Origin of the sequence: Maricaulis parjimensis (assembly GCF_016817355.1) — a bacterium.
GTDB classification, from domain to species: Bacteria; Pseudomonadota; Alphaproteobacteria; order Caulobacterales; family Maricaulaceae; genus Maricaulis; species Maricaulis parjimensis.
On sequence record NZ_JADOTT010000006.1, the window covers coordinates 67,403 to 93,063 of the forward strand.

At 63.7% G+C, this 25,661-nt stretch carries 25 protein-coding genes; 11 read left to right on the forward strand and 14 right to left on the reverse strand.

What is annotated here, in order from left to right; genetic code table 11:
- Nucleotides 1–5 precede the first annotated feature (5 nt).
- Nucleotides 6–1,466 (forward strand): S41 family peptidase, encoded by a 1,461-nt coding sequence (locus I0K07_RS11250; protein WP_203293431.1) that lies wholly within the window; start codon nt 6–8, stop codon nt 1,464–1,466.
- Here the strand turns inward: I0K07_RS11250 and I0K07_RS11255 are convergent.
- From I0K07_RS11255 to ndk, 3 genes are all read right to left on the reverse strand, one after another.
- A complete protein-coding gene (locus I0K07_RS11255) occupies nt 1,463–2,083 on the reverse strand; it encodes a LysE family translocator (RefSeq protein WP_203293433.1) in 621 nt (206 codons plus the stop codon). The two genes, I0K07_RS11250 and I0K07_RS11255, sit on opposite strands and share 4 nt — an antisense overlap.
- A gap of 101 nt (nt 2,084–2,184) precedes the next feature.
- Nucleotides 2,185–3,057, reverse strand: coding sequence for a hypothetical protein (locus tag I0K07_RS11260; protein WP_203293435.1), 873 nt, complete (start codon nt 3,055–3,057; stop codon nt 2,185–2,187).
- Between the two features lie 139 nt (nt 3,058–3,196).
- A complete protein-coding gene (ndk, locus tag I0K07_RS11265) occupies nt 3,197–3,619 on the reverse strand; it encodes a nucleoside-diphosphate kinase (protein WP_203293437.1) in 423 nt (140 codons plus the stop codon).
- Nucleotides 3,620–3,828: 209 nt separating this feature from the next.
- Here ndk and I0K07_RS11270 point away from each other — a divergent pair, with 209 nt between their 5' ends.
- Nucleotides 3,829–5,091 carry a TraB/GumN family protein gene (locus tag I0K07_RS11270; RefSeq protein ID WP_203293439.1) on the forward strand — a complete coding sequence of 421 codons (1,263 nt, stop codon included), beginning with the start codon at nt 3,829–3,831 and terminating at the stop codon, nt 5,089–5,091.
- Nucleotides 5,092–5,149: 58 nt separating this feature from the next.
- On the opposite strand, the gene I0K07_RS11275 is transcribed toward I0K07_RS11270, so the two are convergent.
- Entirely contained in the window at nt 5,150–5,929 is a 780-nt protein-coding gene (locus I0K07_RS11275; protein WP_203293441.1) for a DUF2268 domain-containing putative Zn-dependent protease, read from the reverse strand.
- A 187-nt stretch (nt 5,930–6,116) separates the two neighbouring features.
- Between I0K07_RS11275 and I0K07_RS11280 the strand changes: the two genes are divergently transcribed.
- Nucleotides 6,117–8,000, forward strand: a complete 1,884-nt coding sequence (locus tag I0K07_RS11280; RefSeq protein ID WP_203293443.1) for an ABC-F family ATP-binding cassette domain-containing protein — start codon at nt 6,117–6,119, stop codon at nt 7,998–8,000.
- 1 nt (nt 8,001) lies between these two features.
- Here I0K07_RS11280 and I0K07_RS11285 read toward each other — a convergent pair whose 3' ends face one another.
- Both I0K07_RS11285 and I0K07_RS11290 read right to left on the reverse strand, forming a co-directional pair.
- Nucleotides 8,002–8,979, reverse strand: coding sequence for a hypothetical protein (locus I0K07_RS11285; protein WP_203293445.1), 978 nt, complete (start codon nt 8,977–8,979; stop codon nt 8,002–8,004).
- Nucleotides 8,980–9,234: 255 nt separating this feature from the next.
- A complete protein-coding gene (locus I0K07_RS11290) occupies nt 9,235–9,609 on the reverse strand; it encodes a hypothetical protein (RefSeq protein ID WP_203293447.1) in 375 nt (124 codons plus the stop codon).
- 320 nt (nt 9,610–9,929) lie between these two features.
- Here I0K07_RS11290 and I0K07_RS11295 point away from each other — a divergent pair, with 320 nt between their 5' ends.
- Complete coding sequence (locus I0K07_RS11295) at nt 9,930–10,229, forward strand: hypothetical protein (RefSeq protein WP_203293449.1); 300 nt, start codon at nt 9,930–9,932, stop codon at nt 10,227–10,229.
- Between the two features lie 15 nt (nt 10,230–10,244).
- Here the strand turns inward: I0K07_RS11295 and I0K07_RS11300 are convergent, their stop codons facing one another.
- On the reverse strand, nt 10,245–11,150 hold the full coding sequence (locus I0K07_RS11300) for a TolB family protein (protein ID WP_203293451.1): 906 nt from the start codon (nt 11,148–11,150) through the stop codon (nt 10,245–10,247).
- 181 nt (nt 11,151–11,331) lie between these two features.
- On the opposite strand from I0K07_RS11300, the gene I0K07_RS11305 reads away from it, so the two are divergent.
- Nucleotides 11,332–12,549 carry a winged helix-turn-helix domain-containing protein gene (locus tag I0K07_RS11305; protein ID WP_203293453.1) on the forward strand — a complete coding sequence of 406 codons (1,218 nt, stop codon included), beginning with the start codon at nt 11,332–11,334 and terminating at the stop codon, nt 12,547–12,549.
- Here I0K07_RS11305 and I0K07_RS11310 read toward each other — a convergent pair.
- The 4 genes from I0K07_RS11310 to I0K07_RS11325 are packed head-to-tail and all read right to left on the reverse strand — an operon-like array spanning nt 12,546 to nt 15,221.
- Complete coding sequence (locus I0K07_RS11310) at nt 12,546–12,899, reverse strand: I78 family peptidase inhibitor (RefSeq protein WP_203293455.1); 354 nt, start codon at nt 12,897–12,899, stop codon at nt 12,546–12,548. The two genes, I0K07_RS11305 and I0K07_RS11310, sit on opposite strands and share 4 nt — an antisense overlap.
- A 25-nt stretch (nt 12,900–12,924) precedes the next feature.
- Nucleotides 12,925–13,242 carry an I78 family peptidase inhibitor gene (locus I0K07_RS11315; RefSeq protein ID WP_203293457.1) on the reverse strand — a complete coding sequence of 106 codons (318 nt, stop codon included), beginning with the start codon at nt 13,240–13,242 and terminating at the stop codon, nt 12,925–12,927.
- Nucleotides 13,239–13,691 (reverse strand): DNA polymerase III subunit chi, encoded by a 453-nt coding sequence (locus I0K07_RS11320; protein ID WP_203293459.1) that lies wholly within the window; start codon nt 13,689–13,691, stop codon nt 13,239–13,241. Before I0K07_RS11320 ends, I0K07_RS11315 begins: the two co-directional genes overlap by 4 nt.
- A gap of 51 nt (nt 13,692–13,742) precedes the next feature.
- The gene (locus I0K07_RS11325; protein WP_203293462.1) at nt 13,743–15,221 is read right to left on the reverse strand and encodes a leucyl aminopeptidase; all 1,479 of its coding nucleotides are present in this window, start codon (nt 15,219–15,221) and stop codon (nt 13,743–13,745) included.
- A gap of 123 nt (nt 15,222–15,344) precedes the next feature.
- On the opposite strand from I0K07_RS11325, the gene I0K07_RS11330 reads away from it, so the two are divergent.
- From I0K07_RS11330 to rsmA, 6 genes are all read left to right on the forward strand, one after another.
- The gene (locus tag I0K07_RS11330; protein ID WP_203293464.1) at nt 15,345–16,472 is read left to right on the forward strand and encodes an LptF/LptG family permease; all 1,128 of its coding nucleotides are present in this window, start codon (nt 15,345–15,347) and stop codon (nt 16,470–16,472) included.
- The gene (gene lptG, locus I0K07_RS11335; protein ID WP_203293466.1) at nt 16,469–17,566 is read left to right on the forward strand and encodes an LPS export ABC transporter permease LptG; all 1,098 of its coding nucleotides are present in this window, start codon (nt 16,469–16,471) and stop codon (nt 17,564–17,566) included. Before I0K07_RS11330 ends, lptG begins: the two co-directional genes overlap by 4 nt.
- A gap of 83 nt (nt 17,567–17,649) precedes the next feature.
- On the forward strand, nt 17,650–19,851 hold the full coding sequence (locus I0K07_RS11340) for an LPS-assembly protein LptD (protein WP_203293468.1): 2,202 nt from the start codon (nt 17,650–17,652) through the stop codon (nt 19,849–19,851).
- A 68-nt stretch (nt 19,852–19,919) separates the two neighbouring features.
- Nucleotides 19,920–21,188: a peptidylprolyl isomerase gene (locus tag I0K07_RS11345; protein ID WP_238934801.1), complete on the forward strand. Its 1,269-nt coding sequence runs from the start codon at nt 19,920–19,922 to the stop codon at nt 21,186–21,188.
- Nucleotides 21,188–22,204, forward strand: coding sequence for a 4-hydroxythreonine-4-phosphate dehydrogenase PdxA (gene pdxA, locus I0K07_RS11350; RefSeq protein WP_203293471.1), 1,017 nt, complete (start codon nt 21,188–21,190; stop codon nt 22,202–22,204). Before I0K07_RS11345 ends, pdxA begins: the two co-directional genes overlap by 1 nt.
- Nucleotides 22,201–23,055, forward strand: a complete 855-nt coding sequence (gene rsmA, locus I0K07_RS11355; RefSeq protein WP_203293473.1) for a 16S rRNA (adenine(1518)-N(6)/adenine(1519)-N(6))-dimethyltransferase RsmA — start codon at nt 22,201–22,203, stop codon at nt 23,053–23,055. Before pdxA ends, rsmA begins: the two co-directional genes overlap by 4 nt.
- 18 nt (nt 23,056–23,073) lie before the next feature.
- Here the strand turns inward: rsmA and gmk are convergent, their stop codons facing one another.
- Genes gmk through mltG form a run of 3 tightly spaced genes read right to left on the reverse strand, consistent with a single transcriptional unit; the run spans nt 23,074 to nt 25,647 of the window.
- On the reverse strand, nt 23,074–23,730 hold the full coding sequence (gene gmk, locus I0K07_RS11360; protein WP_203293475.1) for a guanylate kinase: 657 nt from the start codon (nt 23,728–23,730) through the stop codon (nt 23,074–23,076).
- Entirely contained in the window at nt 23,720–24,595 is an 876-nt protein-coding gene (locus I0K07_RS11365) for a YicC/YloC family endoribonuclease (RefSeq protein WP_203293477.1), read from the reverse strand. The genes gmk and I0K07_RS11365 overlap by 11 nt, the downstream gene beginning before the upstream one ends.
- Complete coding sequence (gene mltG / locus I0K07_RS11370) at nt 24,595–25,647, reverse strand: endolytic transglycosylase MltG (RefSeq protein WP_203293479.1); 1,053 nt, start codon at nt 25,645–25,647, stop codon at nt 24,595–24,597. The genes I0K07_RS11365 and mltG overlap by 1 nt, the downstream gene beginning before the upstream one ends.
- Nucleotides 25,648–25,661: the final 14 nt, after the last annotated feature.

Genomic DNA, 25,661 nt, shown 5'->3' on the forward strand with positions numbered 1-25,661 from the left:
CTTCCATGTTGCCCCTTCCCCAATTCCTGCGCCCCGCCCTCACCGGCCTGGCTCTCATCACCAGCCTTTCCACCGCCTGTGCCCAGTCCGGCCTGATCCCGGCGGACGAGGCCCGCGCCGATCTTGAAACCCTCTATTCCGGCCTGATCGAAGCGGAGGCGGATCTTTTCCAGGCCACGCCGCGCGCCGTGTTCGACGCCCGTTATGCCGAACTCCATGACCGTCTGGATGACGCACAGACACCGGCGCAGCTTCACGCCGAATTCCAGCGCTTTGCCGCCCTGGCCCGCCACGCCCATACGCGCATCGAGGGGCTGAACCCGATCTGGGCGGACCATGCCGGTGCGGACGGCCTGCTGTTTCCGCTTCGCTTCATCGTGGAGAATGGCGAGGTGATCATCACCGCGGCCCCCGCAGGCTCTGATGTGTCGCCGGGCGACCGCATCCTGGCGCTGGAGGGCGAACCCAACCCGATCTGGCTGGCGCGCCTGACCCGCAATATCTCCGCAGAGACGCCGGAATTTGCCTATGCCCAACTGGCCAATGGCGAGTTCTACTACATGCTGCTGGAATATGGCGCGCGTGAGCAATTCACCGTGACGGTGGACCAGGATGGCGTTTCTCGCTCTCTGACCCTGGACGCCATTCCCCTCTCCCGGCTGGGCGAGCTGGAAGGCACAAGTCCGCGTTTCAACCTCGAGGGGCGTGAAGCCGGCATGCTGACACAGCGGATCGCCTATATACGCCCCGGTCCGTTCTGGGATATCGAAGCGGAAGATCCGGCCTTGCACTATGCGCCGGACGGTCTGGCCCGCTATCAGGACTGGCTGGATACCGCCTTCGAGGATTTCATCGCGGCGGGGGCCACGGATCTCATTCTCGACCTGCGTGACAATCCGGGCGGGGATAATTCCTGGTCCGATCCGGTGATCGCCTGGTTTGCCGACCGGCCCTTCCGCTTTGCCGCCGATTTCCAGATCCGTGTCAGCGAACAGAGCACGGCCTCCAACCAGGCGCGGCTGGACGCGACCGGTGCGGATGAAGCCTCCTCCTCGGCGCGCCTTGCCGCGCTTTATGCCGACGCCAGCAATGGAACGCTTGTGTCCTTCGACTTCCCTCATGCCCAGCCCCGGGAGGGTGAACGCTTCGCTGGCCGCGTCCATGTCCTGGTCAACCGCCATTCCTATTCCAACGCGGTCACCACGGGGGCGCTGATCCAGGACTACGGGTTCGGGACTGTCTATGGCGAGCCGACGCGCGACATGGCAACCACGTTCGGCGCGATGGAGCATTTCACCCTGCCGCACAGTGGACTGGTGGTCGGCTATCCCAAGGCCCGGATCATCCGGCCCAATGGTGAGGCCGAACCGCACCCGCTGACCCCGGACGTGCTCCTACCCGCCCCGGCCATTCGCGGGGAGCGGGATGTGAGACTGGAAGCGTTGGTGGCGCGTCTGTCCGACTAACCCGCCAGGATCATCAGGATCGTCGCGGCAATGGTCGCGGCGATCCCGGCATTGAGGATACGGGCCCAGCGCGGATCGGTCATGAAGCGCTTGATCGTACCGCCGGCCAGCATCCAGGTCAGACCGCCCGGTGAGCCGAAAGCGATGAAGGTGAGCACCATGATCAGCGCACGCTGCGGTGCCGTCTCGGCGAGGGCGACATAGGCGCCGGCCGCGGAGACGCACATCATCAGGGCTTTCGGATTGACGATCTGGAACAGGGCCGCCTCATAGGTGCGGAAAGGCCGCGTCCGGGTCTTGCCCTCGGCACGCTGGGCGGCTGGCAGCGGATTGATCGCGGCGGAGGCGAACTTCCACGCCATCCAGGCGAGCCAGAGCGCGCCGCCCAGCTTCACCACCGTGAGCGAGACCGGATAGCGCGTGACCAGCTCCCCCAGTCCGAAGACGGAGGCGACCAGCATCAGATTGAAGCCGATATTCACGCCCAGCCAGTGCGGCAGGGTCCGCTTGAAGCCGAACAGGGCGCTCGACGACATCACCATGAGATTGTTCGGACCGGGCGTGAAGGACATGGCCAGCACAAAACCCACAAGACCGAACCAGAGCGCCATATCCATCGGCAATTCCTCGAAAACAAGAGCCGACAGTTAGGGAGCGCCGCGCCGGATCACAATCCGCTTCTTGCGGCGTCCTGACACAAGCGTGTCAGGACACACGCCTATTCAAGGTCCTCGAATGCCCGATAGGCCGGCAGAGAGCCGCTGGACGGGCCCAGATAGACGAAGCTGTCATAGTCATCCACGCGGGCGGCCAGATAGGAATTCGCTGCAATCTCATCGGCGTTCAAGACGCGGGGGGCGCCGGTTGTCTCAGACCGGGTGGGATGGACGTCGCAGGTTGGCTGGCCATCTTCACCGAGCTGGCAGTTCCAAGACTCCCCGGACCCCGCGACCAGATTGATTGCGTGGAAGGCCTCGCGCGGGGTGAGACTTCCGGTGGTTTCCAGCACACGGTCACCAAAGCGGGCCTGATTGCGTTGGGCATGGACATTGCCAACGATCAGGATGACGCGGTCAGCGTCTGCCGCCAATGCCTGAAGGCGCCGTGACATGGCTTGGTCCCGGGGTTGGGGCAGATCATCCAGATCCGCATCCGGCTCACCGCGGTCCACGGCACGCAGGCTGAGCGCGGCTCCGTCCGCGATCCGCTGGCGCGTGCGCTCGATCATGTCGAGCATGGCCGTACTGCTGCGCCCGTCCTGGAACGGCGTCATCCAGCGCTCGCTGGCCACGATCATGCGCTGGGCTGCTTCTCCGCCATCCGAGGCGATATAGGCGTCATAGAGCGGTTGCTCATCGACGGTCCGTTCCAGCGCGAGCACCACGGTCTCGCCGCGGGCCAGGGCCAAACAGACAAAGGCATCGGCCGCGGCCGGTGCTTCATTCGTGCCGTGCAATTCTCCCAGCAGGAGGATGGGCGCCGGCGTATTGGCAAGGAGCTCTGCCGCGCCCGCCGGGGCGTTGCAGGCTTCATCGGAAACGGCAGGGCTGGCTGCCGCCACGAACAGGGCAAGACTCGTCAGATACAACATGGGGTAGAAGTTACCTGCACTGACAAGCCGGTCAAATTAAACTCAATCAACGCACCGCCAGATGTCACGAACGCCCTTTCGGCCACAAAAAAGGCCCGGCGTTGCCGCCGGGCCCTTCAAACTCGAAAAGGCGTGTGCCTTAGCCGACGATTTCGGCGTCCGTGAAGAAGAATTTGATCTCTTCAGCGGCGGTTTCCGGAGCGTCGGAACCGTGCACGGAGTTTTCGCCGATCGACAGGGCGAATTCCTTGCGGATCGTACCGTCAGCGGCTTCGGCCGGGTTGGTGGCGCCCATGACTTCGCGGTTCTTCGCGATGGCGTCTTCACCTTCCAGGACCTGAACCACGACCGGCTCGGAGATCATGAAGTCGACCAGTTCGCCGAAGAAGGGGCGTTCCTTGTGGACCGCGTAGAAGCCTTCGGCCTGTTCGCGGGTCATGTGGATACGCTTGGAGGCGACGATGCGCAGACCGGCATCCTCGAACTTGGCGATGATTTTGCCGGTGAGGTTACGCTTGGTCGCGTCGGGCTTGATGATGGAGAAGGTGCGCTGGATCGCCATGGGAGACTTCCTTGAAACGTGACTGTGTGATCGGGGTTGCCCGGAGGGACCGGCCAATGAATTCGCGCGGCTTATAGCGGGGGAAGACGGGAATGGGAAGGCAGACCGTCAAGCCTTGACACCTCCACTGCAAATCGGCCTCTCATCCTGTATTCAGCCCGCGCTCAGCACAGATCTTGAGACGCAGACCATCCTTGGGGGGACGGCATATGTTGAAACTGGTACGAAACATCATTCTGGGCGCCATTCTTCTGGCGATCGCCCTACCCTGGACCGGCGTGATCCAGGACGCCTTCACCGGTGGACGCTATCGCGACTATCTGGAAGAGCATCACCAATCTGTCGATCTGACTGTGGTGGGCGGAGACCTGCAGTTCGATCCGGACTTCTACACCAACCGGCTGTTCATCATGGGCGAGATCCACGGGACACAAACCTCCCAGTTGCTCGACCTGCGCCTGATGCAGCATCTCAACGAGCAGATCGGTCTGCGATACATCATGGCGGAAATGGATCCGACCCAGGCGGACCGGATCAATGCCTATCTGGACACAGGCAATGAAAGCCTGATCCGGCCGGTCTTTCGGGCCTGGCTGGCCGAAGCCGCACAGTGGGGCAACCAGCAGCATTTCGAAAAGCTGCAGCAACTCTACGAGTACAATGCCAGCCTGCCGGCTGATCGCCGTTTCCACTATGTCGGAGTCGACCAGATCCAAAGGCGTGAGATCGCTCTGGACTGGTTCAGCACACGTCTCGCCGACATCAGCCCGACCGGGGCAGCGGCCGCCCTTCTGGAAGCGCTGGAGCGCGAGGAGCGCCAAGATGACGCTCTGCCAAGCCTGTTCGATTCAGCCCTGCCCCAACTGGCAGCGGAGCCGGACCCGGTTCTGGCCTATATGGCACAGGCCATTCGGGCCGATTTTGACAATCCGGGTCGCTACGAACGCGTCCTGTCGAATATCAACACCATGGTGGATGTACTCGCCATTGGCGATGACGAACCTGTCTATGGTTTCTGGGGCCTGTTCCATTCGCTGGGCGTGACTGTGAATGACGGCGCGCGTCCCTTGGTCCTGCGACTGCGCGAGAGCGATCTGCCCTTTGCCGGAGCCATCGCCAATCTCACCCAGTCCTATGCCAACAGCAGCCAGAACATGCCCTCGCACATCCTGCCCGAACCCATCCGACCGGACGGGCCCTTCTTCGACGCGCTGGTGAGCCAGGACAATCCCTACCTGTCCTATCTCGACGGGATCGGAGACCTGAAGGCGGTGGCCAGCGATCAAAACGCGACCATCTTCCGGATCAATGCCCCCGGCTCGCCATACGAGAATGGTGGCCGGCTGATCGAGCAAAGCGGTTTATTGACCCATGTCTTCCGTTTCGAGATTGATCCGTTCGCGGGCTTTGCCACCGATTATGCGATTTTGATCCGGAACTCACCGGCACAGACACCGTACGAAGACGAATAGAAACAGGTCGGGGCGGAGAGTATCACCCCGGCCTGTTATCTCAGCCAGACAGCGGGCCCTAGTCCGCCAGCCTCGCCATCGCCCAGATTTCCTCCGGTGTGGCTTCGGTCAACGCGACCGCATCCTGGCCGCTATTCTCCATCGCCTGCTGGACGACATAGCGGCCCGTGCGATAGCCGACGCCTTCGCGGCCGTCGGGGTGGGCGAACATCCATTGCATGTAGTCGGCATTGACCGGCAGGTCGCGGATTTCCAGGGCCCAGGATTCGGCGACATGATCCGCAGGCGGGGCATTGCCCGCATAGCGGCGACCGGTGAGCTGTTCGGAATAAGCCACGGCCAGGCCTTCATTGGCGGCGGCAATGGCGATGCCGGGGCCGAAGCGGTTTTCCATCATGGTCCAGCCGCGCACCAGATGGTGCAGCTCATGGGCGAAGGCCGGCTCAAGACCGTCAGCGATGGCGGCATCGGCACCCCCCGCTCCGCTGATACTGATCTCGATCAGGATGCGCCCGGGCGCATCGGCACGGCCGGAGACACCACCGACGGAGGACAGGTCGCGGTCCACCGGGACAACCGTCACTTCGACCACTTCAGCCAGATCCGGGAAGTCCGCGCGGACCGCGGCATGGGTATTGTCGAGCACGGACTGGATGCGCGTGCGCTGTTCCGGAGAGAAGCTGAACGCACCTGCCGTTTCGAACCGGGTCTGCACACCGATCCGGTAATAGGTCACGGACTTGCTCGTCTGGAGGGCCGGCGATGCTGCGGCCAATCCTGCAATGGGCAGGCCCAGGGCCATAAGCGTGGCCCACGCGATCTGAGTGCGTTTCATCATCTTCATTCCTGGCACGGGCGGGCGATATCCCGCCTTGTGCCCCCAAGCGTTGGCAGCCTCCTATCAAGCGTCCTGCATTCGCGGGAACGGGATTGTGCCAGGGCCCGTCCCCTCCCCGTCCGAAGTGTCCGGCTTTCAGAGCCAATTGCTTGCACGGCCTCACGAGCCGCGCTAACCGCCTTGGCCCATGTTGCACGTCAATGATCTCACCTATCGCATCGAAGGGCGGATGCTGTTCGACCAGGCGACCCTCTTCCTGCCCGCCAAGACGCGGATGGGCCTGGTGGGGCGTAACGGGACGGGCAAGTCCACCCTCTTCCGCCTGATCCGCGGCGAGATCCAGCCGGAGACCGGCGATACCCGCGTGCAGAAAGGCGCCCGTATCGGCTGGGTCGCCCAGGAAGCACCGGGCGGCGATGAGAGCCTGATGGATGTGGTGCTGGCCGCCGATACCGAGCGTGCGGCCCTTCTGGTTGAGGCGGAAACCGCCACCGACCCCCACCGTATCGCCGAGATCCAGACCCGCCTGGCCGATATCGAAAGCCATACGGCGGAAGCGCGGGCCGGCTCCATCCTGTCGGGCCTGGGCTTTACCGGCGAGGAACAGCGTCGCCCCTGCCGGGAATTCTCCGGCGGCTGGCGCATGCGCGTGGCCTTGGCCGCCACCCTGTTTGCCCGGCCGGATCTCCTGCTGCTGGATGAGCCGACCAATTATCTCGACCTGGAAGGCGTGATGTGGCTGCAGTCCTATCTCAAATCCTTCCCCGGCGCCGTCCTGGTGATCTCGCACGACCGCGACCTGCTGAACGGGGCGATGCAGAAGATCGCTCATCTCAAGGATGGCAAGCTGACCGTGTTCGACGGCGGCTATGATGATTTTGAAAAGGCGCTGGCCGAGAAGCAGCGCCTGCAGATGAAGCTGGTGGAGAAGCAGGAAGCCGAGCGCCGGCATCTGCAAAGCTTTGTCGACCGGTTCAAGGCCAAGGCCTCCAAGGCGAAACAGGCCCAGTCACGCGTCAAACGGCTGGAGAAGATGCAGGTCATCGCCACCACGGTGGATGATCCGATCGCGCCTTTCGACTTTCCCAATCCGCAGCGCCGCATGGCCCCGCCGATTGTGCGCATGCTGGACATGGCGGTGGGCTATGAGCCGGACAAGCCGATCCTGAAGGGTGTTTCGCTCAATATCGACCCGGATGACCGGATCGGCATTCTCGGCCGCAATGGGGCAGGCAAATCGACCCTGGCCAAGCTTCTCAATGACAAGCTGGAACCGTGCGAAGGCTTCCTGCGCAAACACAAGAAGCTGCAGATCGCCTTCTTCGCCCAGCACCAGATCGAACACCTCTCCCCGGAAGTCTCCGCCTATCAGCATGTCATCGAGCTGATGCCGGATGCGACCGAGGCCCAGCGCCGCGCGCGCCTGGCCCGGTTCGGCCTGCCCGGTGATCGCCAGGAAACCCCGGCCAAGCATCTCTCCGGCGGCGAGAAGGCGCGTCTCCTGTTCAATCTGATCACGTTTGAGGGTCCGCACCTGCTGATCCTCGACGAACCGACCAACCACCTCGACATGGACAGCCGCGCCGCCCTGATCTCGGCGATCAACACCTATGAGGGCGCGGTCGTGCTGATCTCCCACGACCGGCACTTGATCGAGACCTGTGTCGACCGACTCTGGGTGGTGGGCGACGGCACGGTCAAACAATATGACGATGATATCGAGACCTACCGGCAAAGCCTGCTGGGCCGGGTGCCGCGCGATCCCAATGCCAAGAAGAAGGCCAGCCCGCCGGACGAGAAGACCCAGCGCCGCCGCGACAAGGCCGTCCAGCGCGAAGCCCTCAAACCCATCAAGGCCGAGATCGCCCGCTGGGAAAAGGAAGCCGACCGCCTGCGCGGCATTATCGAAGTGATCGACAAGGGCCTGTCAGCCCCGGGCCTCTACGAAAAAGACCCCAAGACCGCGACAGACCTGCAGATCAAGCGCGCCAAGGCGGTGGATCTGCTCGACGCCGCGGAGATGAACTGGCTTGAGGCGGAGGAGCGGCTGGAAGCGGCGCAGGCCGAATAGCTCACACCACCTTCCGCGACGCATCATTGATGGGCGGGGCGACATAGGTCTCCAGGATCAGGCGGCGATTGTCGGGGTCGTCATAGCCGGCTTCGATGTTGAGGCGGCCGAGGCCGCGGCGGTCGAGATCGGCGGAGAGGATGCCGAGGGCCTTGGGCAGGTCGAGATCGTCGGACTTGTCGCGGAAGACCTGGAGGGCGTGCTCATCGGCGAAGGCATAGGCCTTCCACAGGATGGACAGGCGCATCGCCTCGCCCGTGACCGGGATGGAGACATCACCATCGCGGATGATCCAGTCCGTCTCGCCGGCGGTTTCCAGCACGGCCTGACGCGAGATCGAGCCCGGCGCCATATGATCGGCATCGTGCCCGACGCCGCCGACGCGGTGATACATATACTCATTGTCCGATACGACGGCCTTGTTCCAGAGCGGGCTGGACAGGGTCTGGCGGGCACCGTCCGGCCCGTCCGGCCAATAGTCGAAATCCCCGCCGGGTCCGCGATAGAACCAGGCCAGGGTCGAGGCGATCGGAATGGCCCAGGGATGGAAGAGGCCGGAATAGCCCATCGCCACGAGCAGGTTGAAGGGAAAGCCCGAAGCGCCGCGGAAATGCGGCAGGTCGAGATGCGGTACGCCGCCAGCCATGGGCGCGTTGAGATTGTTCATCAGGGAGCTGGGCACGATCACTTTCGCGCCGAAGCTTTCCTTGGCCGCCTCGATGAAGCGTTCATTGTGAAAGACGAATTTCGCCGCCGGATCGATCAGCTTTTCGCCAGCCGCCCAGAAGACGCGGAACCAGGGTACATCCTTGCCCGTCTCATGGGTGCGATGGACGGCTGCCGCGAGGCGGTAGGGCGCAGAACTACGCACCAGATCGATGACCCGGTCTGGAGCCTCGAAAGCCGGATCGATCGGCACCGGCTTCGCCAGCATGGTTTGCGGGCGCAGGCTTTCGCGCGGCTCCAGTACATCGGCCATGGCATCCTCCAGCAGCTTTTTGAGTTTTGAGCATGCTGCCGCTGAAAGCATGTGACAAGCATCAAAGCAATCAAAACACCTGTTTGTTGCTCCAGTATGCCTGTCCGACGCCCGCAAGCCTGCCTCAGCACCACTCAGGCGCCGAAAACACATGGGCCCGGAGCGACCGTCCCGGACCAATCGGCCAACGGCCTGCGCACAAAAAGAAACGGCGCAGGCAGTCCCTGCGCCGTCTCATGATGGGTGTCCGTCAGATCAGTCCTGGCATTGGCCGAGGAAGAAATCAGCCCAGGCCGCGCCACCCAGGGCAGCACCATTGCCCAAGGCGTGGTCGCCCGTATAGCCCAGAATGGCGACATCAATATCATTCATCGCCTGGGTGGTTTCCTCCTGGCTGGTGCAGCCATCCCCATTCAGGTCAAACAGGTCTTCCGGCTCTGTGAGCTCCTGGGTTTCGGTCGGAAGAGGAGGCCAGGTCGGATCCGGCGTTGGCGCAGGCCCCGGCCCCGGTGGCGTTTCCGGGTCTTGCTTGGCGAGCGCTGATCCCGCCTTGTCCGCGACGCCCTCGGCCAAGGCCGGAGACGAGACGAGCATGAATCCCGCCAGCAGCGCCGCCGCGCACGCAGACATGCGATTGTTTCTGGTTTGATTTGGCATGTGTAACCCCCGTTTGTTGTTGGAACTTTACACAATCAAGCCGTGCTCTTGGGGTCAAGGCGCCACGTGGTCTCGTTAACAAACCATTTGCATTTCACTCATACGATATGACCACGTTCAGAATGAAGGTGGATGGATCATGCGATCCACAGGTGCGCTGCCGGGCACCGTCCACGATTTGGGACGCCGCCCGGCGGCTGACATAACGGCGCAGAAGCGCTTACGGACAAGCAGCCTTGCCAGGCCCGCTATCCCCTTCCTTCACACTGCATTCCAGACAATTGGAGCCGGTCATGAAGATTGACCGCCCGGCTCCCGTTGCGTCCAGCCCGCGGACGGGCGCACGCCCGCACGCACCGGGCGCCGCAGCGACACGGCATGACCATTCCTTCCACACATCGGATGATCTGCGGATCGATGTGGTGATCGGCGCCTTTCCCGATCCGGAGGATCCGCCGGAGTTCGACGGACCGGATCTGGACCCCGATCATGCGCGCGAAACCGCTCACCAGATCTCCGACTGGCTGGCCGCCCACGGCCTCTCCATTGCCAATGCACAGAGCCACCGGCTGCAGCACTTGTTCGCCGGCTAGACGAAAGCCTGGCGCCTAGTCGGCATCCGCTGTCGTGCGGGTGAGATTCCGCATGCCGCTGCCATCTTCGGCCATCAGATAGATTTCGCTATCGCCCCACCGATAGGTGGAAAAGCTGATCTGATGACCATCCGGCGACCAGAAAGGCGCATGATCCGACGCCTCATGCCGGGTCAGGACAACCACCTCGCCCGTGTCCGGATCGAAGCGGGCGATATTGCGATTGCCTGCGGTATTCCGGTAGGTCAGCAGAACATCTCCCGCCGCATTCAGACGGGGCGACGCCGCCTGACCGCCCAGATTCAGCCGTTCGCGCACCAGGCCGGTTTCCAGGTCGAGCGAGGCGAGAACAGCGGCTCCCGTCGCACGATCGGCACCCGCCTCGCCCACGGACATCCAGACGTTCTGGCCGTCAGGACCGAAAGACGGATTGCGCTCGTCAAGTTCAGCGCTGCGGGTCAGGTTTTCCGGTTCACCACCGTGAAAACCGACCCGCCAGATATCATTCGCCCCACCTTCTCCGGTGGCCGGAAAGACGATGCTCTCACCGTCAGGGGAAACACTGAGCCCCAGCTTCATGGCGCCGTCATGGGTGACCCGGCGTTCCTCGCCCGTGGCCCGGTCCAGCACGTAAATGTCCGATCCCTCAAAGGGGCCATAGTCGCGGTCCGAGACAAAGACGATATAGCGTCCGTCCCGTGTGACATCCGGGAACCAGTCATTGCCCTCATTGTCCGTGATCAGTTCAACCGTCCCGGTTTCGACGGATATCCGCACCAGTTCGGCATCCCCGAAACGATAGGTATAGCCAATCAGCGCCTGGCCATCCCGGTCCCAAACGCCCCAGGTGTCATAGGTGCTGACATCCTCCTCCAGAGCCAGACCCAGAGCCATGGCGGCCAGTCCAAACCCAGTCCACATACGCATCTCCCTTCAACGCAATTGACGGAAGCCTGATCGCACCATGCTGTTCGGACACGCGATCTTTGGTGATATTGGGTGATATTTCAGGCCCTACCCTGTCCGCGCACCGCAAAGCGCAGGATGAGTTACCCCTTCGATTCCGCCAGCTTTCCGGCTGGCCCAAGCCCGAGACATCTGGATGCCCCCGACCCTTTGCGCCGCCGAACTCCGCCTCGACACAACGCGTCGCCAGGCCTGGCTGGGCGAGCAGGACATCACACTGTCCGATCTGTCCTTCCGGGTTCTGGCCTGCCTCGCCGGGGCGGCCCCCGAAGCGGTCAGCCTGGCAGAGCTGAAACGCGTCGCATGGGGATTGGAGGTCAGTGATGACGCGGTCAAACAGCGCATCAAACTTCTGCGTCGCGCCCTGGAAGAGGCGGGCGCGAACGGATTGCTGGCGACAGATCGCGGACGAGGCTATCGGCTGACACAGCCGGCGATCTTCGCGGACACGCCTGCGCCGGCAAGTCCAAAGGAAATTCGGACCCCGCGCAGGCATGGCGCCGCCATCGCGGCGGGACTGGTCATCAGCCTGCTGGTGATCGCCCTGGCGGGCTGGCGGCTCTGGCCCGAAGCCGATGATGGCCTTTCCCGTGTCGCGGTCATGCCCTTCTCGTCCGGATCGGATGAGGCAGACTGGCTCGCCTCCGGCCTGGAACTGGAACTGGCCTCCGCAATTGCCCGGATAGACGGTTTTGAAGCGGTCTCCCGGACCTCCAGCCATGCTCTGGCCGAGCGTCGGGCCCGCACGCTGCACCGTGAATTGGGTGCCGATGTCTTGCTGGACGGGCATATCAGCCAGGATGAGACCGGCTATCGCGTCCGCGTCCAACTGGTCGACACGCGGGATGAAACCCAGATCTGGTCGAGCCAGTACAGCCTGCCGGAAACCGGACTCAATACGGTGCTGGCTGATATCGCCACCCATATCGCCCTGATCGTCCACGGCACACGCGGTTCCGGCCTGTATGAGCGCATGCTGGCCGGTCCCACCGGCAATATCGATGCCTATGAGGAATACATCATGGCGCGGGCCTATCTGGACCGGGCCTCACCGGCCCATCTGGAGATTGCGGAAGCCCATTTCAGGGCCGCCATTGCCCAGGACCCGGAATTTGCCATGGCCCGGGCCTGGCTTGCCTATACATTGACGCGGCAAGAGGGCGCAGAGCGGGGCCCAGCCGCGCTCGACGAGGCCAACCGGGCGCTGCAGCTACAGCCGGGCCTGGAAGAAGCCGTGCTGGCACGGGCTGAAGCCCTGGCGATGACCGGTGATACGCGCCAGGCCGACAGATTGCGGCGTGAAGTGCGCCAGACCATGCCTTATCTGGCGGATTTCATGTCGGTTCGCCGCTAGCCGCAGGCCATGCTTTCCACGACATCCTGCTCATTGACGCGAATGGTCAGCCGGTTGGCCCGGTAATCCATCGTCACAGGCGTGTTGGGACCGACAACGCGGTAGAGATCCGGCATGGCGCTGCGCGGCACGCTGGTGCGCGGCTGGCCGACATAGTGCTGCAGGCTTTCCATGCCGCAATTGCCGGTGATCGGCGGCGTGACATCCCCGCCTCCGACATCCTCGGCTTCCCCCAGGGGCGGCAGGGCGTCGGCCATTTGCGGCGCGTCCGAAGGCGTGTTGGACGCCTGCGTGGTGACCGCGCATCCGGCGAGAAAACAACCGATCAGCAGGGCCAGACGCTTATTCATGGAACACACTCGCTATTTGGGTTGATCAACCACACCAGGGACGCAGGATGACGTCATCCGCGTCGAGGTCAAGATTCAACCGGTCCGGGCGGTGATCCATCGTGACCGCATCGCCGGGGCGGATCACCCGGATATTGCCGGCCAGCGAGTCCAGATCGACTTCGCCGATGGCCTGGCCAATGAGGTAGGCACGCGCCTGGGCGCCACAGTGATCCCCATCAAGGGCATCACCGTCAAACACCGGCTGGTCCAGTGCATTGCCCGTGTCCGGAATGCCATTGCCGGTCGCGGAACAGGCCGCCAGGCCCAGCAGGGCCAGCGGGAGGATCCAGGCGTGTTTCATGCTTTCTTCTCCCAGCGCCCCTCGGGCGATTGGCGCCAATAGGACACGGTGATGCCCTGCCCCGACGCGGTCTTCCACAGGCTGCGCGCATCCTGCACGGCGATTTCATCCTGACCGTCAAACATGACAATCATACGTTCGAAGGCCGACGGGTTTACCGGCTCGGCCCCGTCAAGCAGGAACAGGCATTGCGCCTGGTTGGGATTGGCCTCGTCCTCGGCGATCAGGACAGGCTGGCGGGCATCCTCATTCTCTCCGGCCTGGGCATGCGGGATGAAGCTCTCATCCTTCCAGGTCCACAAGAGCTGGTCGATCGCTTCGCGGCGGCGGTCATCTGGCGAACGCACCAGCGCGCGCCAGCCCCGCGCCAGCGTCTTCTCGAGCAATTCCGGCAGGACCTCGTCCAGCGAGGAGCGCTCGAGATGATAGAACCAGAGTTCGCCGCTCATTCATGAAAAAGGGCGACCGGCCGGCCGCCCTCTCCTTGTTCAGAAAGCCGATCAGGCCTCGTAATTATTGCGGACCAGACGGTCCAGGATGCGCACACCCCAGCCCGTGCCCCAGCTCGGCTGGCGCGGGTCGTCCTTCATGCCGCCCATGGCGGTGCCCGCGATGTCGATATGGCACCAGGGACGGTCATTGACGAAACATTTGAGGAATTCCGCGGCCGAGATCGAGCCGGCCAGACGGCCCTCACCGACATTCTTGATGTCGGCATTTTTGGTCTCGATATGCTTCTCGTAATCGGCACCCAGCGGCATGCGCCAGACCGGCTCGTCGCTGTCATTGCCGGCGGCGAACAATTTGTCGGCCAGTTCGTCATTGTTCGAGAAAATGCCGGCGCGGCTATTGCCCAGCGCGATCAGCATGGCGCCGGTGAGCGTGGCGAGGTCGATGATCAGCTTGGGCTCGAAACGGTCCTGCGCATACCAGAGCACGTCAGCCAGGACGAGACGGCCCTCGGCATCCGTGTTGTGGATCTCGATCGTCGTGCCATTCATGGCGGTGACAATGTCACCCGGGCGCTGGGCCTTGCCGTCCGGCATGTTCTCCACCAGGCCGACAATACCGATCGCATTGACCTTGGCCTTGCGGCCGGACAGGGCACGCATCAGACCGACCACGGCGGCCGAACCGCCCATATCGCCGCGCATCTCGTCCATGCCGGCACCCGGCTTCAGCGAGATACCGCCACTGTCGAAGGTCAGGCCCTTGCCGACGAAAAGAAGCGGTGCTTCGCCGTCGGGACCACCGGACCATTTCATGATCGCGATCTTGGCTTCGAACTCGGAGCCCTGGCTGACGCCGAGCAGGGAGCCCATGCCCAGTTCGCGCATCTTGTCTTCGCCGATGATCTCGATTTCCAGACCATGTTCGGCCAGGCCTTCGATCTTCTCGGCATAGCTGGCCGGGTAGAGCACGTTCGGCGGCAGATTGGTGACATCGCGGGCCAGATCGACCCCGTCGGCAACAGCGCCCCAGCCAGCCCATTCGGCCTCAGCGGCCGCAACATCGCTGGCGGTGATGGTGACCGTGGCGAGCGAGGGCTTCTGCTCGTCCTTCAGCTTGGTGCGGAACTGGTCATAACGGTAGGCGGCCAGGCGGGCGCCCAGACCCGTACGGGCTGCACCCTCGGCATCGGTTTCGCCGGCCAGGGCAATCGTGAGCCGGGTCTCGCCACCGGTCAGCAGGAGTTTGGCAACGGCCGCACCGGCTTTTTCCAGCGTGGACGCGGTGCGCTTGTCTTTCTCACCGAGGCCGAACAGCACGATGCGGGACGCCTCGACACCGGCCGGCGCCACGATTTCCAGCGTCTGGGCCGGCTTGCCGGTGAAGCGGGACGCCGCAATGGCGCGCTTGACCGCACCGGAGGTCGCCGCATCCAGTTCAGCAGCCACATCCGACAGGGTGGACTCAGCATAAACCGGAACAGCGATCGCTCCGGCATGGGTCCCGGCGGCGGCAAATTCGATTTTCATGGCATCCTTCTCCGGTCTGTTACGGCCTCGAATCGTGCAATTCGAGGAAAAATCCTGTGTCGTGAAAGTGGTATCCGATCACGACGTGAGATAGAAGGCGGATCACGCAGCACAAGCCCGGCCATGATTCTCGTACAGCGGTATTTCTTCAACCAGTTGCTCTGGCCCCTGCTTGTGGCCGTGGCGGCCTTTGCGGGTCTGGCCCTGCTGACGCAGTCGCTGTCGAATATCGACCTGATTTCCGGCTATTCGGAAACGACCTTCACCTTCCTGAAAGTCACGGTTCTGGCCCTGCCGCAGCTGACGGCCCTGCTGGTGCCGCTCGCGCTGTTTGTGGCGGTGCTGTCGACGCTGAACCGGCTGACGGGTGACAGTGAGACCGTGATCGCCTCGGCGGCCGGGATGAGCCGGTTCGGCCTGATTGCGCCAATCCTGCGCCTGGCCGTCTATGTCATGATCGCCAATCTGGTGATCAATCTCTTCGTCCAGCCGATTGCCTATCGGGAAATGCGCCGCAGCCTGCATGCGTTGCGCTCGGATGTCGCGGCCAGCCTGGTGACGCCGGGGGCCTTCACCCAGCTGGGCTCAGGCGTGACTATGTATGCCCGCGAACGGGATCGCGATGGCCGCATGCACGACATCCTGATCCACGACACGCGCGACAATTCCCAGGCCACCTTCACGGCGCGCGAAGGCTTTGTCGTGCGCAATGACGCCTCCTCCATCATGGTGCTGATCGATGCCAACCGGCAGGAGATCGATGAGGCCGGAGAGCTTTTCTACGGTACGTTCGACCGTACCGAGTTCGACCTGGGCGATTTCGTCGGCCCGGTCGATGCCATGTTCTTCAAGGAATCCGACCGTTTCCTGCACGAGCTGATCTGGCCGGATGCGGGCACGATTGCGCGCACGGGCGGACCGGAACGAGCCTGGGCCGAGGCGCACTATCGCCTCTCCGCCCCGCTCTACAATCTCGCTTTCGCCCTGATTGCCGCCGCTGTCTTCCTGGGCGGCGACCATTCCCGCATGGGGTATTCGCGCCGCGTCATGTTTGGCGTGGCAGCCGGCATGACGATGCGGCTGGTCGGGTTCGGCGTGCAATCGGCCAGCGCCGATGACGGTGCCATGAATATAGCCCAATACCTGGTGCCCCTGGCCGGGATTTTCGGCTCCATCCTGGTCATTTACTGGCCCGCCCGCCGGCGCCCCAAACGCCGGGCCAATGCCAAGATGGCAGAGGTGGCGGCATGATCGGGGGCCGTCTCAACCGCTATATGATGACCCAGACCCTGACCGGTCTGGGCCTGGCTGCGTTGACCATTTCCACCGTGATCATCCTGGTGGATTTCGTGGAGCAATCGCGCGCCATCGGCACGCGGGTGGACGCGTCCACGCTGGACCTGTTGAGCCTGACCCTGCTCAAGACGCCGGCCCTGCTGGAAACCACCCTGCCCTTCATCTTCCTGTTCGGCATCCTGACCTCGCTGTTCCGGCTGAACCGCCGCAGCGAGCTGATCGTGATGCGGGCTTCGGGCATGTCAGCCTGGCGGATCCTGACCGCGCCCATGCTGCTGGCCATTTGCGCCGGGATTGCCGGCGCCGTCGCGCTGAACCCGCTGGCCGCCATGGGCAGTGCGGAATTCCAGAACCGCCGCGACCAGTTGATGAATGTCCAGCGCGCCACGGGTGTGGAAGAACCGATCTGGCTGCGTGAGACCTCCGAAGACGGTTTCACCGTGATTGCGGCCACGGCCCTGCAGGAAAACCGGCAGGAATTGATGGACCCGACCTTCTATATTTTCACGCTCGACGAAAATGGCGTGCCCAATCTGGACCGCCGCATTGATGCCGCCCAGGCGCGGCTGAGCGACGGGTTTTGGCAGATCATTGACGCGGTCGAACGCTCACCGAATGCGCCGACGCGGACCTTGCAGGAGGAAACCCTGCCCACCCAGATCAACCGTCAGGCCCTGTTCGAACGCTCGCGCTCACCGGAAGGCGTGTCCTTCTGGGACCTGCCGCAATTGATCAGCTCGGCCCGTGAAGCCGGGCTGGCGACGGAACGCTATGAGCTGCGCTGGCACAGCCTTCTGGCCCTGCCGCTGACCCTGCTCGCAGCGACGCTGATTGCCGCGGCCGCCACTCTGCGCCTGCACCGGCTGGGCGGCGCGGCAGCCTTTGCGCTGGCGGGCGGGCTGGCCGGTTTCGTGATGTTCTTCCTGCAGGAATTGCTGGGCTCCATGGGAACCACGGGCGCCCTGCCGCCGCTCACGGCGGCCTGGGCCGCACCGGCGCTCACCGCGCTGATCGCGCTCACCTATATCGCCTCCACGGAAGACGGATGACGTCGTGGACGCAGCCACCGGCATCGGCTAGTCAGGAAGAGGCGGTTCAGCCGGGGGCCGGACAAGATGAGGGAGTGACGCGCATGGCGTCGCAGTTTCGCCGCTTTGCGGCTGCGTTGATGGGGTCAAGCGCGCTGGTGCTGACCGGTGCTGCCCTCGCCCAGGATGCTCCGTCCTCCAATGCACCCGTCTATCTGGAAGCGGACCATCTGGAAGACCTCAATGGTGGCGGTTATCTGGCAACCGGCAATGTGCGTGTGCGCCAGGACGGCCGCACCCTCATGGCGGACGAGCTGGAATACCATCCCGAACGCGACCGGGTGATTGCCCGCGGTCATGTCGTGATCACCGGTCAGACGCCCTATCCGCAATATGCCGACGAGGTCGAGCTCGATTCGGCGCTCGCATCCGGCGTGGCGCTGGGCTTTGCCTCCCTGCTGGAAAACAATGGCCGGCTTGCCGCAGCCGCGGCCATTCGCGATGCCGACCAGTCGCTGACCCTGCGCCAGGCCTATTACACGGCCTGTGAACTCTGCGAGGACGGCGAAGGCGAGCCGACCTGGCGCCTGCGCGCCCGGGAAGTGCGCCAGGATGCTGAAGAGCAGATGATCTATTACCGGGACGCCCGGTTCGAATTCATGGGTGTGCCCGTGCTGTATGCACCGGTCTTCTCCCATGCGGACCCGTCCTCGGAACGCCGCTCGGGCTTCCTGTTTCCCAAGGTCGGCGTGTCTTCCCGCCTCGGCTTCGTCTTCCAGCAGCCCTATCTCTGGTCGATCTCGCCCTCCCAGGACCTGGTGATCGCCCCGCGCTATATGGGGAATTTCAATCCGCTCCTGTACGGCGAATACCGCAAGCGTTTCTGGTCCGGCTTTGTCGATTTCGAAGCCAGCGTCACGCATGAAACCGATATCGACAGTGATGGCGAGCGCTTCGGCGAGGAAGCCTGGCGCTGGCATGTCTTCGGCGGCGGCCGGTTCCGGATCGCCGAGGACTGGCGATGGGGGTTCGGCATCCAGCGGATCCATGATTCCGAGGATGATCTCTATCTGCGCCGCTACGACTTCTCCGAAACGCTCAAGGATTACGGCCAGCCCATCGAGGCGTTGAGCCGCCAGCTGGTCAGCCAGCTCTATCTGGAGAACCGCACCGAGACGCGCTACGCCTCGGTCATCGCGGCCGGATACCAGTCTGTGCGGGCCAATGTGAATGACGACACGCTGCCGGTGATCGCGCCGCAGATGAGCGTGCGCCAGGTCTTCACCGCTCCGGAAGGCTGGGGCCGCGTCAATCTGGACGCGAATGCCACTGTGCTCACCCGGTCCGACGGTGTGGACTATACCCGCGCCAGCACGGCACTGGACTGGCGCACCCGCTGGATCGCGCCTGGCGGCCTTGTGGTGGAACCCTTCGCCCTCGGCCGTGTCGACTACTACGAACTGGGCGACCTGCCCGTGGCCGGTGGCGCACCGGACAGCGATTCGTTCAGCCGGCAGCTTGGTCTGGTCGGGACGGAAGTCTCCTGGCCCTTCTATCGGGGTGGCGAGACGGTCGACACGATTATCGAACCCGTCGTCTCACTCGTGGCCGCCACGGATGATCCGGAAAGCAATCGCCTGGTCAATGAGGACAGCCTCACACTCGACCTGGATGAAAGCCTGCTCTTCCAGCCCGTCCGCGCCTCCGGCTATGACCTTTGGGAAGAAGGCGTGCGCGCCAATTATGGCCTGCGTGCCACGGCCTTCTGGGGTGACGGCGGTTTTGCCCGCGCCTTTGTCGGCCGCTCGGAACGTCTGGACGGTGATGCAGTCTTCTCCGCCACCAGTGGCCTGTTCGAGGAACAGTCGGACTATGTCGTGACCGGCGAAATCGATTGGGGTGCCTTTGCCCTCGAGATTGCCACCCGGCTCGACACCGAGGATTTCGACGTCAACACGCTGCAGTTTGACGCCAGCTTTGACACAGAGCGCCTCAGTGTCACGCTTGGATACCTCGACTCTAGCGACGACGCAGCAGTCTCTCGGCGTGGCCCGCAACGCGAGTTGCGTTTTAATGCTTCGCTGCAGCTGACGTCATCCTGGAGCTTGCTGACAAACAATGTTCTCGACCTAGACGCCGAGACCACTCGACGCTCCCAGATCGGGTTCATGTATGAAGACGAATGCTCCCAATTTGAAATATTGTACCAACGCGAGGATACTGGAATTGCTGCCCTGGGACCGTCGGAATCCATCCAATTCCGGATTACACTCCTGACGCTCGGCAGCGTCGATCCCGACAGCTAACAGTGCCCGGCGATTGCGCCTGTGCCGAGTTTGAGTAATGTTCGCGCCGAACCGATATGCGATTGCTTATGACCTGCGCCAGAATTCTTGTTTCCGTCCTGTTTGCCGCGCTGGCCATGTCCGGCCCGGTGACGGCCCATGCCCAGTCGACCGAAGGCGTTGCTGCGCTGGTCAATGACGAGCCGATCACCACGGTGGATGTGCGCAACCGCATGCGCCTGATCATCGCCTCGACCGGCATGGCCCAGATCGATGAAGCTACCCTGGCCCGCATCCAGGACCAGGCCATTCGCGGCCTGGTGGACGAGCATTTGCAGCTGCAGGCCGCCCGCGATTTCGAGGTCCAGGTCGCGGACGAAGAAATCACCGCCTCCTTGCTCGACCTGGCCCAGCGCAACAATACGACGATCGACAATATCATCGCCGATCTGCAGAATTCCGGCGTCGATGTGTCGACGCTGCGTCACCAGCTGGAGGCGGAAATCGCCTGGCAGATCCTGGTGAGCGGCCGCTACGGCTCGCGCGTGCGGATTTCCGAACAGCAGATCGAGCTGGCCCTGGAACGCCTCGCCGCCAGCGCGTCCCAGCCGCAATATCGCATTTTCGAAATGTATTTTGAGGTTCCCGGCCCCGGTCAGGAACAGGCCACGGTGCAGCGTGTTGTCGCCGTGATGAACCAGCTCCAGCAAGGCGCCGCCTTCCCGGAACTGGCCCGCCAGTTCTCCGACGCTCCGTCGGCTGCGTCCGGGGGTGATATCGGCTGGATCACGGCCTCGCAGCTGCAGCCGGAAGTCGCCTCCATCATGCCGATGATGCGCCGCCAGTTCGACCAGTCCGGTGGCCGCGGCGCCCTGTCCAACCCGGTCCAAGTACCCGGTGGTTTCATGGTGATCGCCCTCGTCTCCGTGCGCGATGGCACGACCACGCTGCAATACGACCTGGTCCAGCTCACCCTGCCCAACAGCGCCGTCAATGAAGACAGCCGCCGCGACCTGCAGCGCCTGCTGGATGATGAGCCGACCTGTACGATCGCCGAGCAGCGCTCCAGCGATATCGACGGCCTGATCTTCACCAATCTTGGCACGATCGGCGCCGATGCCGTCCTGCCGCAGATCCGTGAAGCGCTCGAGCCCCTGTCCCGTGATGGCAATACCGGCATTATCGAAAATCCGGCCGGCCTGCAGGCACTGATCGTCTGTGACCGCCAGATTGCTGGTCCGGGCGTGCCGTCGCGCGATGATCTGGAAAGCCAGCTGCGCAGCCAGCAGCTCTCCCTGCAAGCCCGTCGCTGGCTGCGGGATCTGCGCCGCGAATCGACCATCGAGATCCGCGAGTAATGACGGCCCAGCCACCCATCGTCGTGTCGATGGGTGATCCGGCGGGTGTCGGTCCCGAGATCATCCTGAAAGCCTGGCAGCGCCTGCGCCATCATCCGATGGTGTTTGCTGCCATCGGTGATTTCGATCTCTTCTCCCGGACAGCCAGCACGCTGGGCCTGCCCGGTCCCATTCCGATCGACAGCCCGGCCCTTGCCAGTGCGCATTTCGCCGACTGTCTGCCCGTGCTGGGCACCGAGGCTGCCCTCTGCGAGCCGGTGATCCCGGGCCAGGCCAATCCGGCGCATGCGGCAGCCACAAAATCCGCGATCGAAGCCGGTGTGCGCTATTGCCTGGACGGTGAAGCCAGTGCGCTGGTCACGGCGCCGATTGCCAAATCCGTCATGTATGCCGCCGGGTTCAGCTTTCCCGGCCATACCGAGTTTCTCGCCGGTCTGACGGCACAGGCGCCGCTGGAAGGCCCGCGCGGCCCCGCCATGATGCTGACCGGCGGCGGACTTCGCGTCGTGCTGGTGACGATCCACGAGCCGCTGCAGCGCGCCATCTCGCTGATCAGCGAAGCGCGTATCCAGCATATTGCCCGCCTCACCCATCACGCGCTCAAGCAGGATTACGGTATTGCCCGTCCGCGCCTGGCTCTGGCGGGTCTCAACCCGCATGCGGGCGAAGGCGGTAGTTTGGGGGATGAGGAAATCCGCATTCTCAACCCGGCCGCTGAACAACTGCGCGCGGAAGGGATCGAGATCAGCGATGCCCGGCCGCCGGACACGCTCTTCCACGAGGAGGCGCGTAAAACGTATGACGCGGTGGTCTGCATGTATCACGACCAGGGCCTGATCCCGGTGAAGACACTGGACTTCCATGGCGGCGTGAATGTCACGCTGGGCCTGCCCATCATCCGCACCTCACCCGATCACGGCACGGCTTTCGACATCGCCGGTACGGGCGAGGCGCGCGCTGACAGCCTGCTGGCCGCGATCCGCGAGGCCAAAGCGATTGCGAGCCACCGGAGATGAGCCTGGATTCACTTCCCCCGCTGCGCGATGTCATCGCCCAGCATGATCTCGGCGCCAAGAAAGCCTTCGGCCAGCACTTCCTGCTGGACCTGAACCTGACCGGCAAGATTGCCCGTTTGGCCGGCGATCTGAGCCAGGCCCACGCCATCGAGATCGGACCGGGCCCGGGTGGATTGACGCGCGGCATTCTGGAGGCCGGTGCCAAGAGCCTGACCGTGGTAGAAAAGGATCCGCGCTTTCTCGGCGCACTGGAGGATATCAACCAGGCCTCCGGCGGGCGCCTGACCGTGCACCAGGCGGATGCGCTGGACGTGGACGAGGACGCGCTACTGCCCACGGATGCACCGCGCGTCATCCTGTCCAACCTGCCCTATAATGTCGGCACGCTCTTGCTGATCAAATGGCTGGAGGCGGACCCGGCCTGGTGGACGCGGGCCGTGCTCATGTTCCAGCGCGAGGTCGCCGACCGCGTCGTCGCCCAGCCGGGCACGAAAGCCTATGGCCGCCTCGCCGTGATCTCGCAGTCGCGCTGTGATGTCCGCATGGGGCTGAAAGTCCCGGCCCGGGCCTTCACTCCGCCGCCCAAGGTGGAAAGCGCGGTCGTGGTTCTGGACCTGCTGCCGGAAGAGAAACGCTTCGCCGATGTCCAAGCGCTGGGCATCGTTACGGCCTCCGCCTTCGGACAGCGCCGCAAGACGCTGCGCCGCAGCCTGGCCCAGGCGGCCGGCCAGACGAAGGCCAGCGCCGAGGACCTGCTCAACGCCGCCGGGATTGATCCGGGTGCGCGGGCGGAAGTGATTGATGTGGAAGGTTTCCAGCGCCTCGCCACAGAATGGCGCAAGGCGCGCTGATCACGCAGGGCTGAAGCCCTACTGCTCCATGATGGCGCCGACGAAGTCTTCCAGCCAGGGATGACGCATGCGCTTGAGGCGCTCGGCGTGGAGGATCTGGTTCAGCTTTTCCAGGGCCCGGGCGAAGTCGTCATTGACGATGACATAGTCATATTCGTGCCAGTGCGAGATCTCGTCCTTGGCGCGGTCCATGCGGCCCTTGATGACATCGGCCGTGTCCTGACCCCGCTTGCGCAGACGGTCTTCCAGCAGTTCCAGCGAAGGCGGCAGGATGAAGATGCGGACTGTGTCTTCCGGTGCCTGTTCGGCCAGCGCCTGGGCGCCCTGCCAGTCGATATCGAAGACCACGTCGCGGCCTTCCTCGACGGCTTCCATCACCGGGGTTTTCGGCGTGCCGTAATAGCGGCCGAACACTTCGGCCCATTCGAAGAACTCGCCCTCTTCGATCTTGTCCTTGAAGTCCTCGACCGAGAGGAAGTGATAATCCTGACCATCCACTTCGCCCGGACGCGGCTGGCGCGTGGTGGCGGAGACGGACAGGACCACATCGGGATTCTGGCTCAGCAGGCGCTTGGACAGCGTCGTCTTGCCGGCACCGGACGGGCTGGACAGGGCCAGCAGGACGCCACGGCGGCGTCCACGAAAAATCGGTCCGGAATGGCCGTCACTCGACATTCTGTACCTGCTCCCTGAACTGGTCGATCGTGTTCTTGAGATCAAGACCGATCTGGGTGAGTGAAGAATCGGAGGACTTCGAGCATAGAGTGTTCGCCTCGCGATTAAACTCCTGGCACAGGAAGTCCAGTTTGCGGCCCACAGGCGAGCCGCCGGAAAGCAGGTCGCGCGCCGATCCGATATGGGCGTTGAGCCGGTCCAGCTCTTCGCGGATATCCATCTTCACGGCCATCGCCGCCGCTTCCTGGGCCAGCCGTTCTTCCGGCAGATCACCCTGGATGAGTTCGGCAAACTTGGCCCGGAAACGGTCGCGAATGCTGTCGATGCGCACGGCGGAGCATTCACCGGCCGCCACTGTCAGACGCTCGATTTCGTTGACATGACCGGACAGGACCGGTGCCAGGGCCGCGCCCTCTTCCAGCCGTGCGGCCTTCAGCGCGGCCAGGGTGGCGTCCAGACCGTCCAGCAGGGCGCGGTCGAGCGCCGCATCCGGCGCTGTGATCTCTTCACTGCCCAGCACGCCCGGGATCTGCAGCAGATCGCCAAAGCTGGGGCGCGACACGCTACCGGCCTCGATATAGGGCTGGCTGGCCTTCAACAGCGCTGCAAGCTTGTCCTGATCAATCGTGACGGCCGAGGCGCTGCCTTCCCGCTTCAGCGTCAGGGAGGCCTGGAGATTGCCGCGATTGAAGTGCTGCTTGGCCAATTCACGGGCCTTGATGTCGAGCCGGTCGAAACCGGCCGGCAGGCGAAAACGGGCTTCCAGCCCCTTGCCGTTCACACTGCGCACTTCCCAGGCCCAGCGCCAATCACCCTGCGTGCCGTCCAGGCGCGCAAATCCGGTCATGCCGGACAGGGCCGCCATTATTGGCCACCTCCGGCGCGGCGCTGGCGTTCGATACGGCGCCATTGGGCGACATTGCGCTGATGCTCGGCATAGGTATCAGCAAAGACATGCCCGCCCGTGCCATCGGCCACGAAGAAGAGCGCGCTGCTTTCGGCCGGATTCAGCACGGCCGCCAGGGATTCGCGCCCCGGATTGGCAATCGGCGTCGGTGGCAGGCGCGGGATCTGATAGGTGTTCCAGGCATTGTCTTCATTGTCGATTTCCGACCGGCGCAGACCGCGGCCCAGCGGTTCGCCCTGGCTGATGCCATAGATGATGGTCGGATCGCTCTCCAGACGCATGCCGCGACGCAGGCGGTTGATGAAGACCGCCGCCACTTCGGGGCGTTCCGAGGCAACCCCCGTCTCCTTTTCCACGACCGAGGCCAGGATGATGGCTTCCTCACGGGTCTCGATCGGCAGGTTAGGCGCCCGGTTCGGCCAGAGCTCGTCCAGCAATTCACGCTGGTCCCGCGCCATGCGGTCCAGCAAGTCCTGGCGCGAGGCGCCACGGGTCACGTGATAGGTCTCTGGCAGGAGGGTGCCCTCGGCCGGGATTTCGGTGATCTCGCCGGTCAGCACGTCGGCCTCGTTGAGCACGGCCACGATCATCGCGCTGGTCAGGCCTTCCGCGAAGGTCACCGAGTGCTGGATGGTCTGGCCGGAGCGCAGCAGCTCATAAACCTGGGCCATGGAGGAACCGGCGGGGATGCTGTACTCGCCAGCCCGCAGGGAGCGGTCGCCCTGGTCCAGCGTGACGGCAGCGCGGAAAATACGCTGGTCACTGATCACGCCTTCGCTTTCCAGCTGGGCGGCAATGCGGATCAGGCCGGAGCCGCGGGGAAGAAGCACAATTGTGTCCTCGACCGTCGGACCCGGCGCGGCAAACTGCGCTTCCAGCCATTTGTAGCCGCCATAGAGCGTGCCGAGAGCGCCCAGGGCCAGCACGGCCAGGACAATCACGGATATCAGCAGGAATTTCGCCAGCCCGCCGGATTTCGGCTTGGGCTGCGGCGTCGACGCCTCACTCATACCAGGCTTCCCCG

Excerpts from the sequence above, each read along its gene's own strand:
- I0K07_RS11250 (WP_203293431.1), top strand. The coding sequence starts at position 6 with ATGTTGCCCCTTCCCCAATTCCTGCGCCCCGCCCTCACCGGCCTGGCT.
- I0K07_RS11255 (WP_203293433.1), bottom strand. The coding sequence starts at position 2,083 with ATGGATATGGCGCTCTGGTTCGGTCTTGTGGGTTTTGTGCTGGCCATG.
- I0K07_RS11260 (WP_203293435.1), bottom strand. The coding sequence starts at position 3,057 with ATGTTGTATCTGACGAGTCTTGCCCTGTTCGTGGCGGCAGCCAGCCCT.
- ndk (WP_203293437.1), bottom strand. The coding sequence starts at position 3,619 with ATGGCGATCCAGCGCACCTTCTCCATCATCAAGCCCGACGCGACCAAG.
- I0K07_RS11270 (WP_203293439.1), top strand. The coding sequence starts at position 3,829 with ATGTTGAAACTGGTACGAAACATCATTCTGGGCGCCATTCTTCTGGCG.
- I0K07_RS11275 (WP_203293441.1), bottom strand. The coding sequence starts at position 5,929 with ATGATGAAACGCACTCAGATCGCGTGGGCCACGCTTATGGCCCTGGGC.
- I0K07_RS11280 (WP_203293443.1), top strand. The coding sequence starts at position 6,117 with ATGTTGCACGTCAATGATCTCACCTATCGCATCGAAGGGCGGATGCTG.
- I0K07_RS11285 (WP_203293445.1), bottom strand. The coding sequence starts at position 8,979 with ATGGCCGATGTACTGGAGCCGCGCGAAAGCCTGCGCCCGCAAACCATG.
- I0K07_RS11290 (WP_203293447.1), bottom strand. The coding sequence starts at position 9,609 with ATGTCTGCGTGCGCGGCGGCGCTGCTGGCGGGATTCATGCTCGTCTCG.
- I0K07_RS11295 (WP_203293449.1), top strand. The coding sequence starts at position 9,930 with ATGAAGATTGACCGCCCGGCTCCCGTTGCGTCCAGCCCGCGGACGGGC.
- I0K07_RS11300 (WP_203293451.1), bottom strand. The coding sequence starts at position 11,150 with ATGTGGACTGGGTTTGGACTGGCCGCCATGGCTCTGGGTCTGGCTCTG.
- I0K07_RS11305 (WP_203293453.1), top strand. The coding sequence starts at position 11,332 with ATGCCCCCGACCCTTTGCGCCGCCGAACTCCGCCTCGACACAACGCGT.
- I0K07_RS11310 (WP_203293455.1), bottom strand. The coding sequence starts at position 12,899 with ATGAATAAGCGTCTGGCCCTGCTGATCGGTTGTTTTCTCGCCGGATGC.
- I0K07_RS11315 (WP_203293457.1), bottom strand. The coding sequence starts at position 13,242 with ATGAAACACGCCTGGATCCTCCCGCTGGCCCTGCTGGGCCTGGCGGCC.
- I0K07_RS11320 (WP_203293459.1), bottom strand. The coding sequence starts at position 13,691 with ATGAGCGGCGAACTCTGGTTCTATCATCTCGAGCGCTCCTCGCTGGAC.
- I0K07_RS11325 (WP_203293462.1), bottom strand. The coding sequence starts at position 15,221 with ATGAAAATCGAATTTGCCGCCGCCGGGACCCATGCCGGAGCGATCGCT.
- I0K07_RS11330 (WP_203293464.1), top strand. The coding sequence starts at position 15,345 with ATGATTCTCGTACAGCGGTATTTCTTCAACCAGTTGCTCTGGCCCCTG.
- lptG (WP_203293466.1), top strand. The coding sequence starts at position 16,469 with ATGATCGGGGGCCGTCTCAACCGCTATATGATGACCCAGACCCTGACC.
- I0K07_RS11340 (WP_203293468.1), top strand. The coding sequence starts at position 17,650 with ATGGCGTCGCAGTTTCGCCGCTTTGCGGCTGCGTTGATGGGGTCAAGC.
- I0K07_RS11345 (WP_238934801.1), top strand. The coding sequence starts at position 19,920 with ATGACCTGCGCCAGAATTCTTGTTTCCGTCCTGTTTGCCGCGCTGGCC.
- pdxA (WP_203293471.1), top strand. The coding sequence starts at position 21,188 with ATGACGGCCCAGCCACCCATCGTCGTGTCGATGGGTGATCCGGCGGGT.
- rsmA (WP_203293473.1), top strand. The coding sequence starts at position 22,201 with ATGAGCCTGGATTCACTTCCCCCGCTGCGCGATGTCATCGCCCAGCAT.
- gmk (WP_203293475.1), bottom strand. The coding sequence starts at position 23,730 with ATGTCGAGTGACGGCCATTCCGGACCGATTTTTCGTGGACGCCGCCGT.
- I0K07_RS11365 (WP_203293477.1), bottom strand. The coding sequence starts at position 24,595 with ATGGCGGCCCTGTCCGGCATGACCGGATTTGCGCGCCTGGACGGCACG.
- mltG (WP_203293479.1), bottom strand. The coding sequence starts at position 25,647 with ATGAGTGAGGCGTCGACGCCGCAGCCCAAGCCGAAATCCGGCGGGCTG.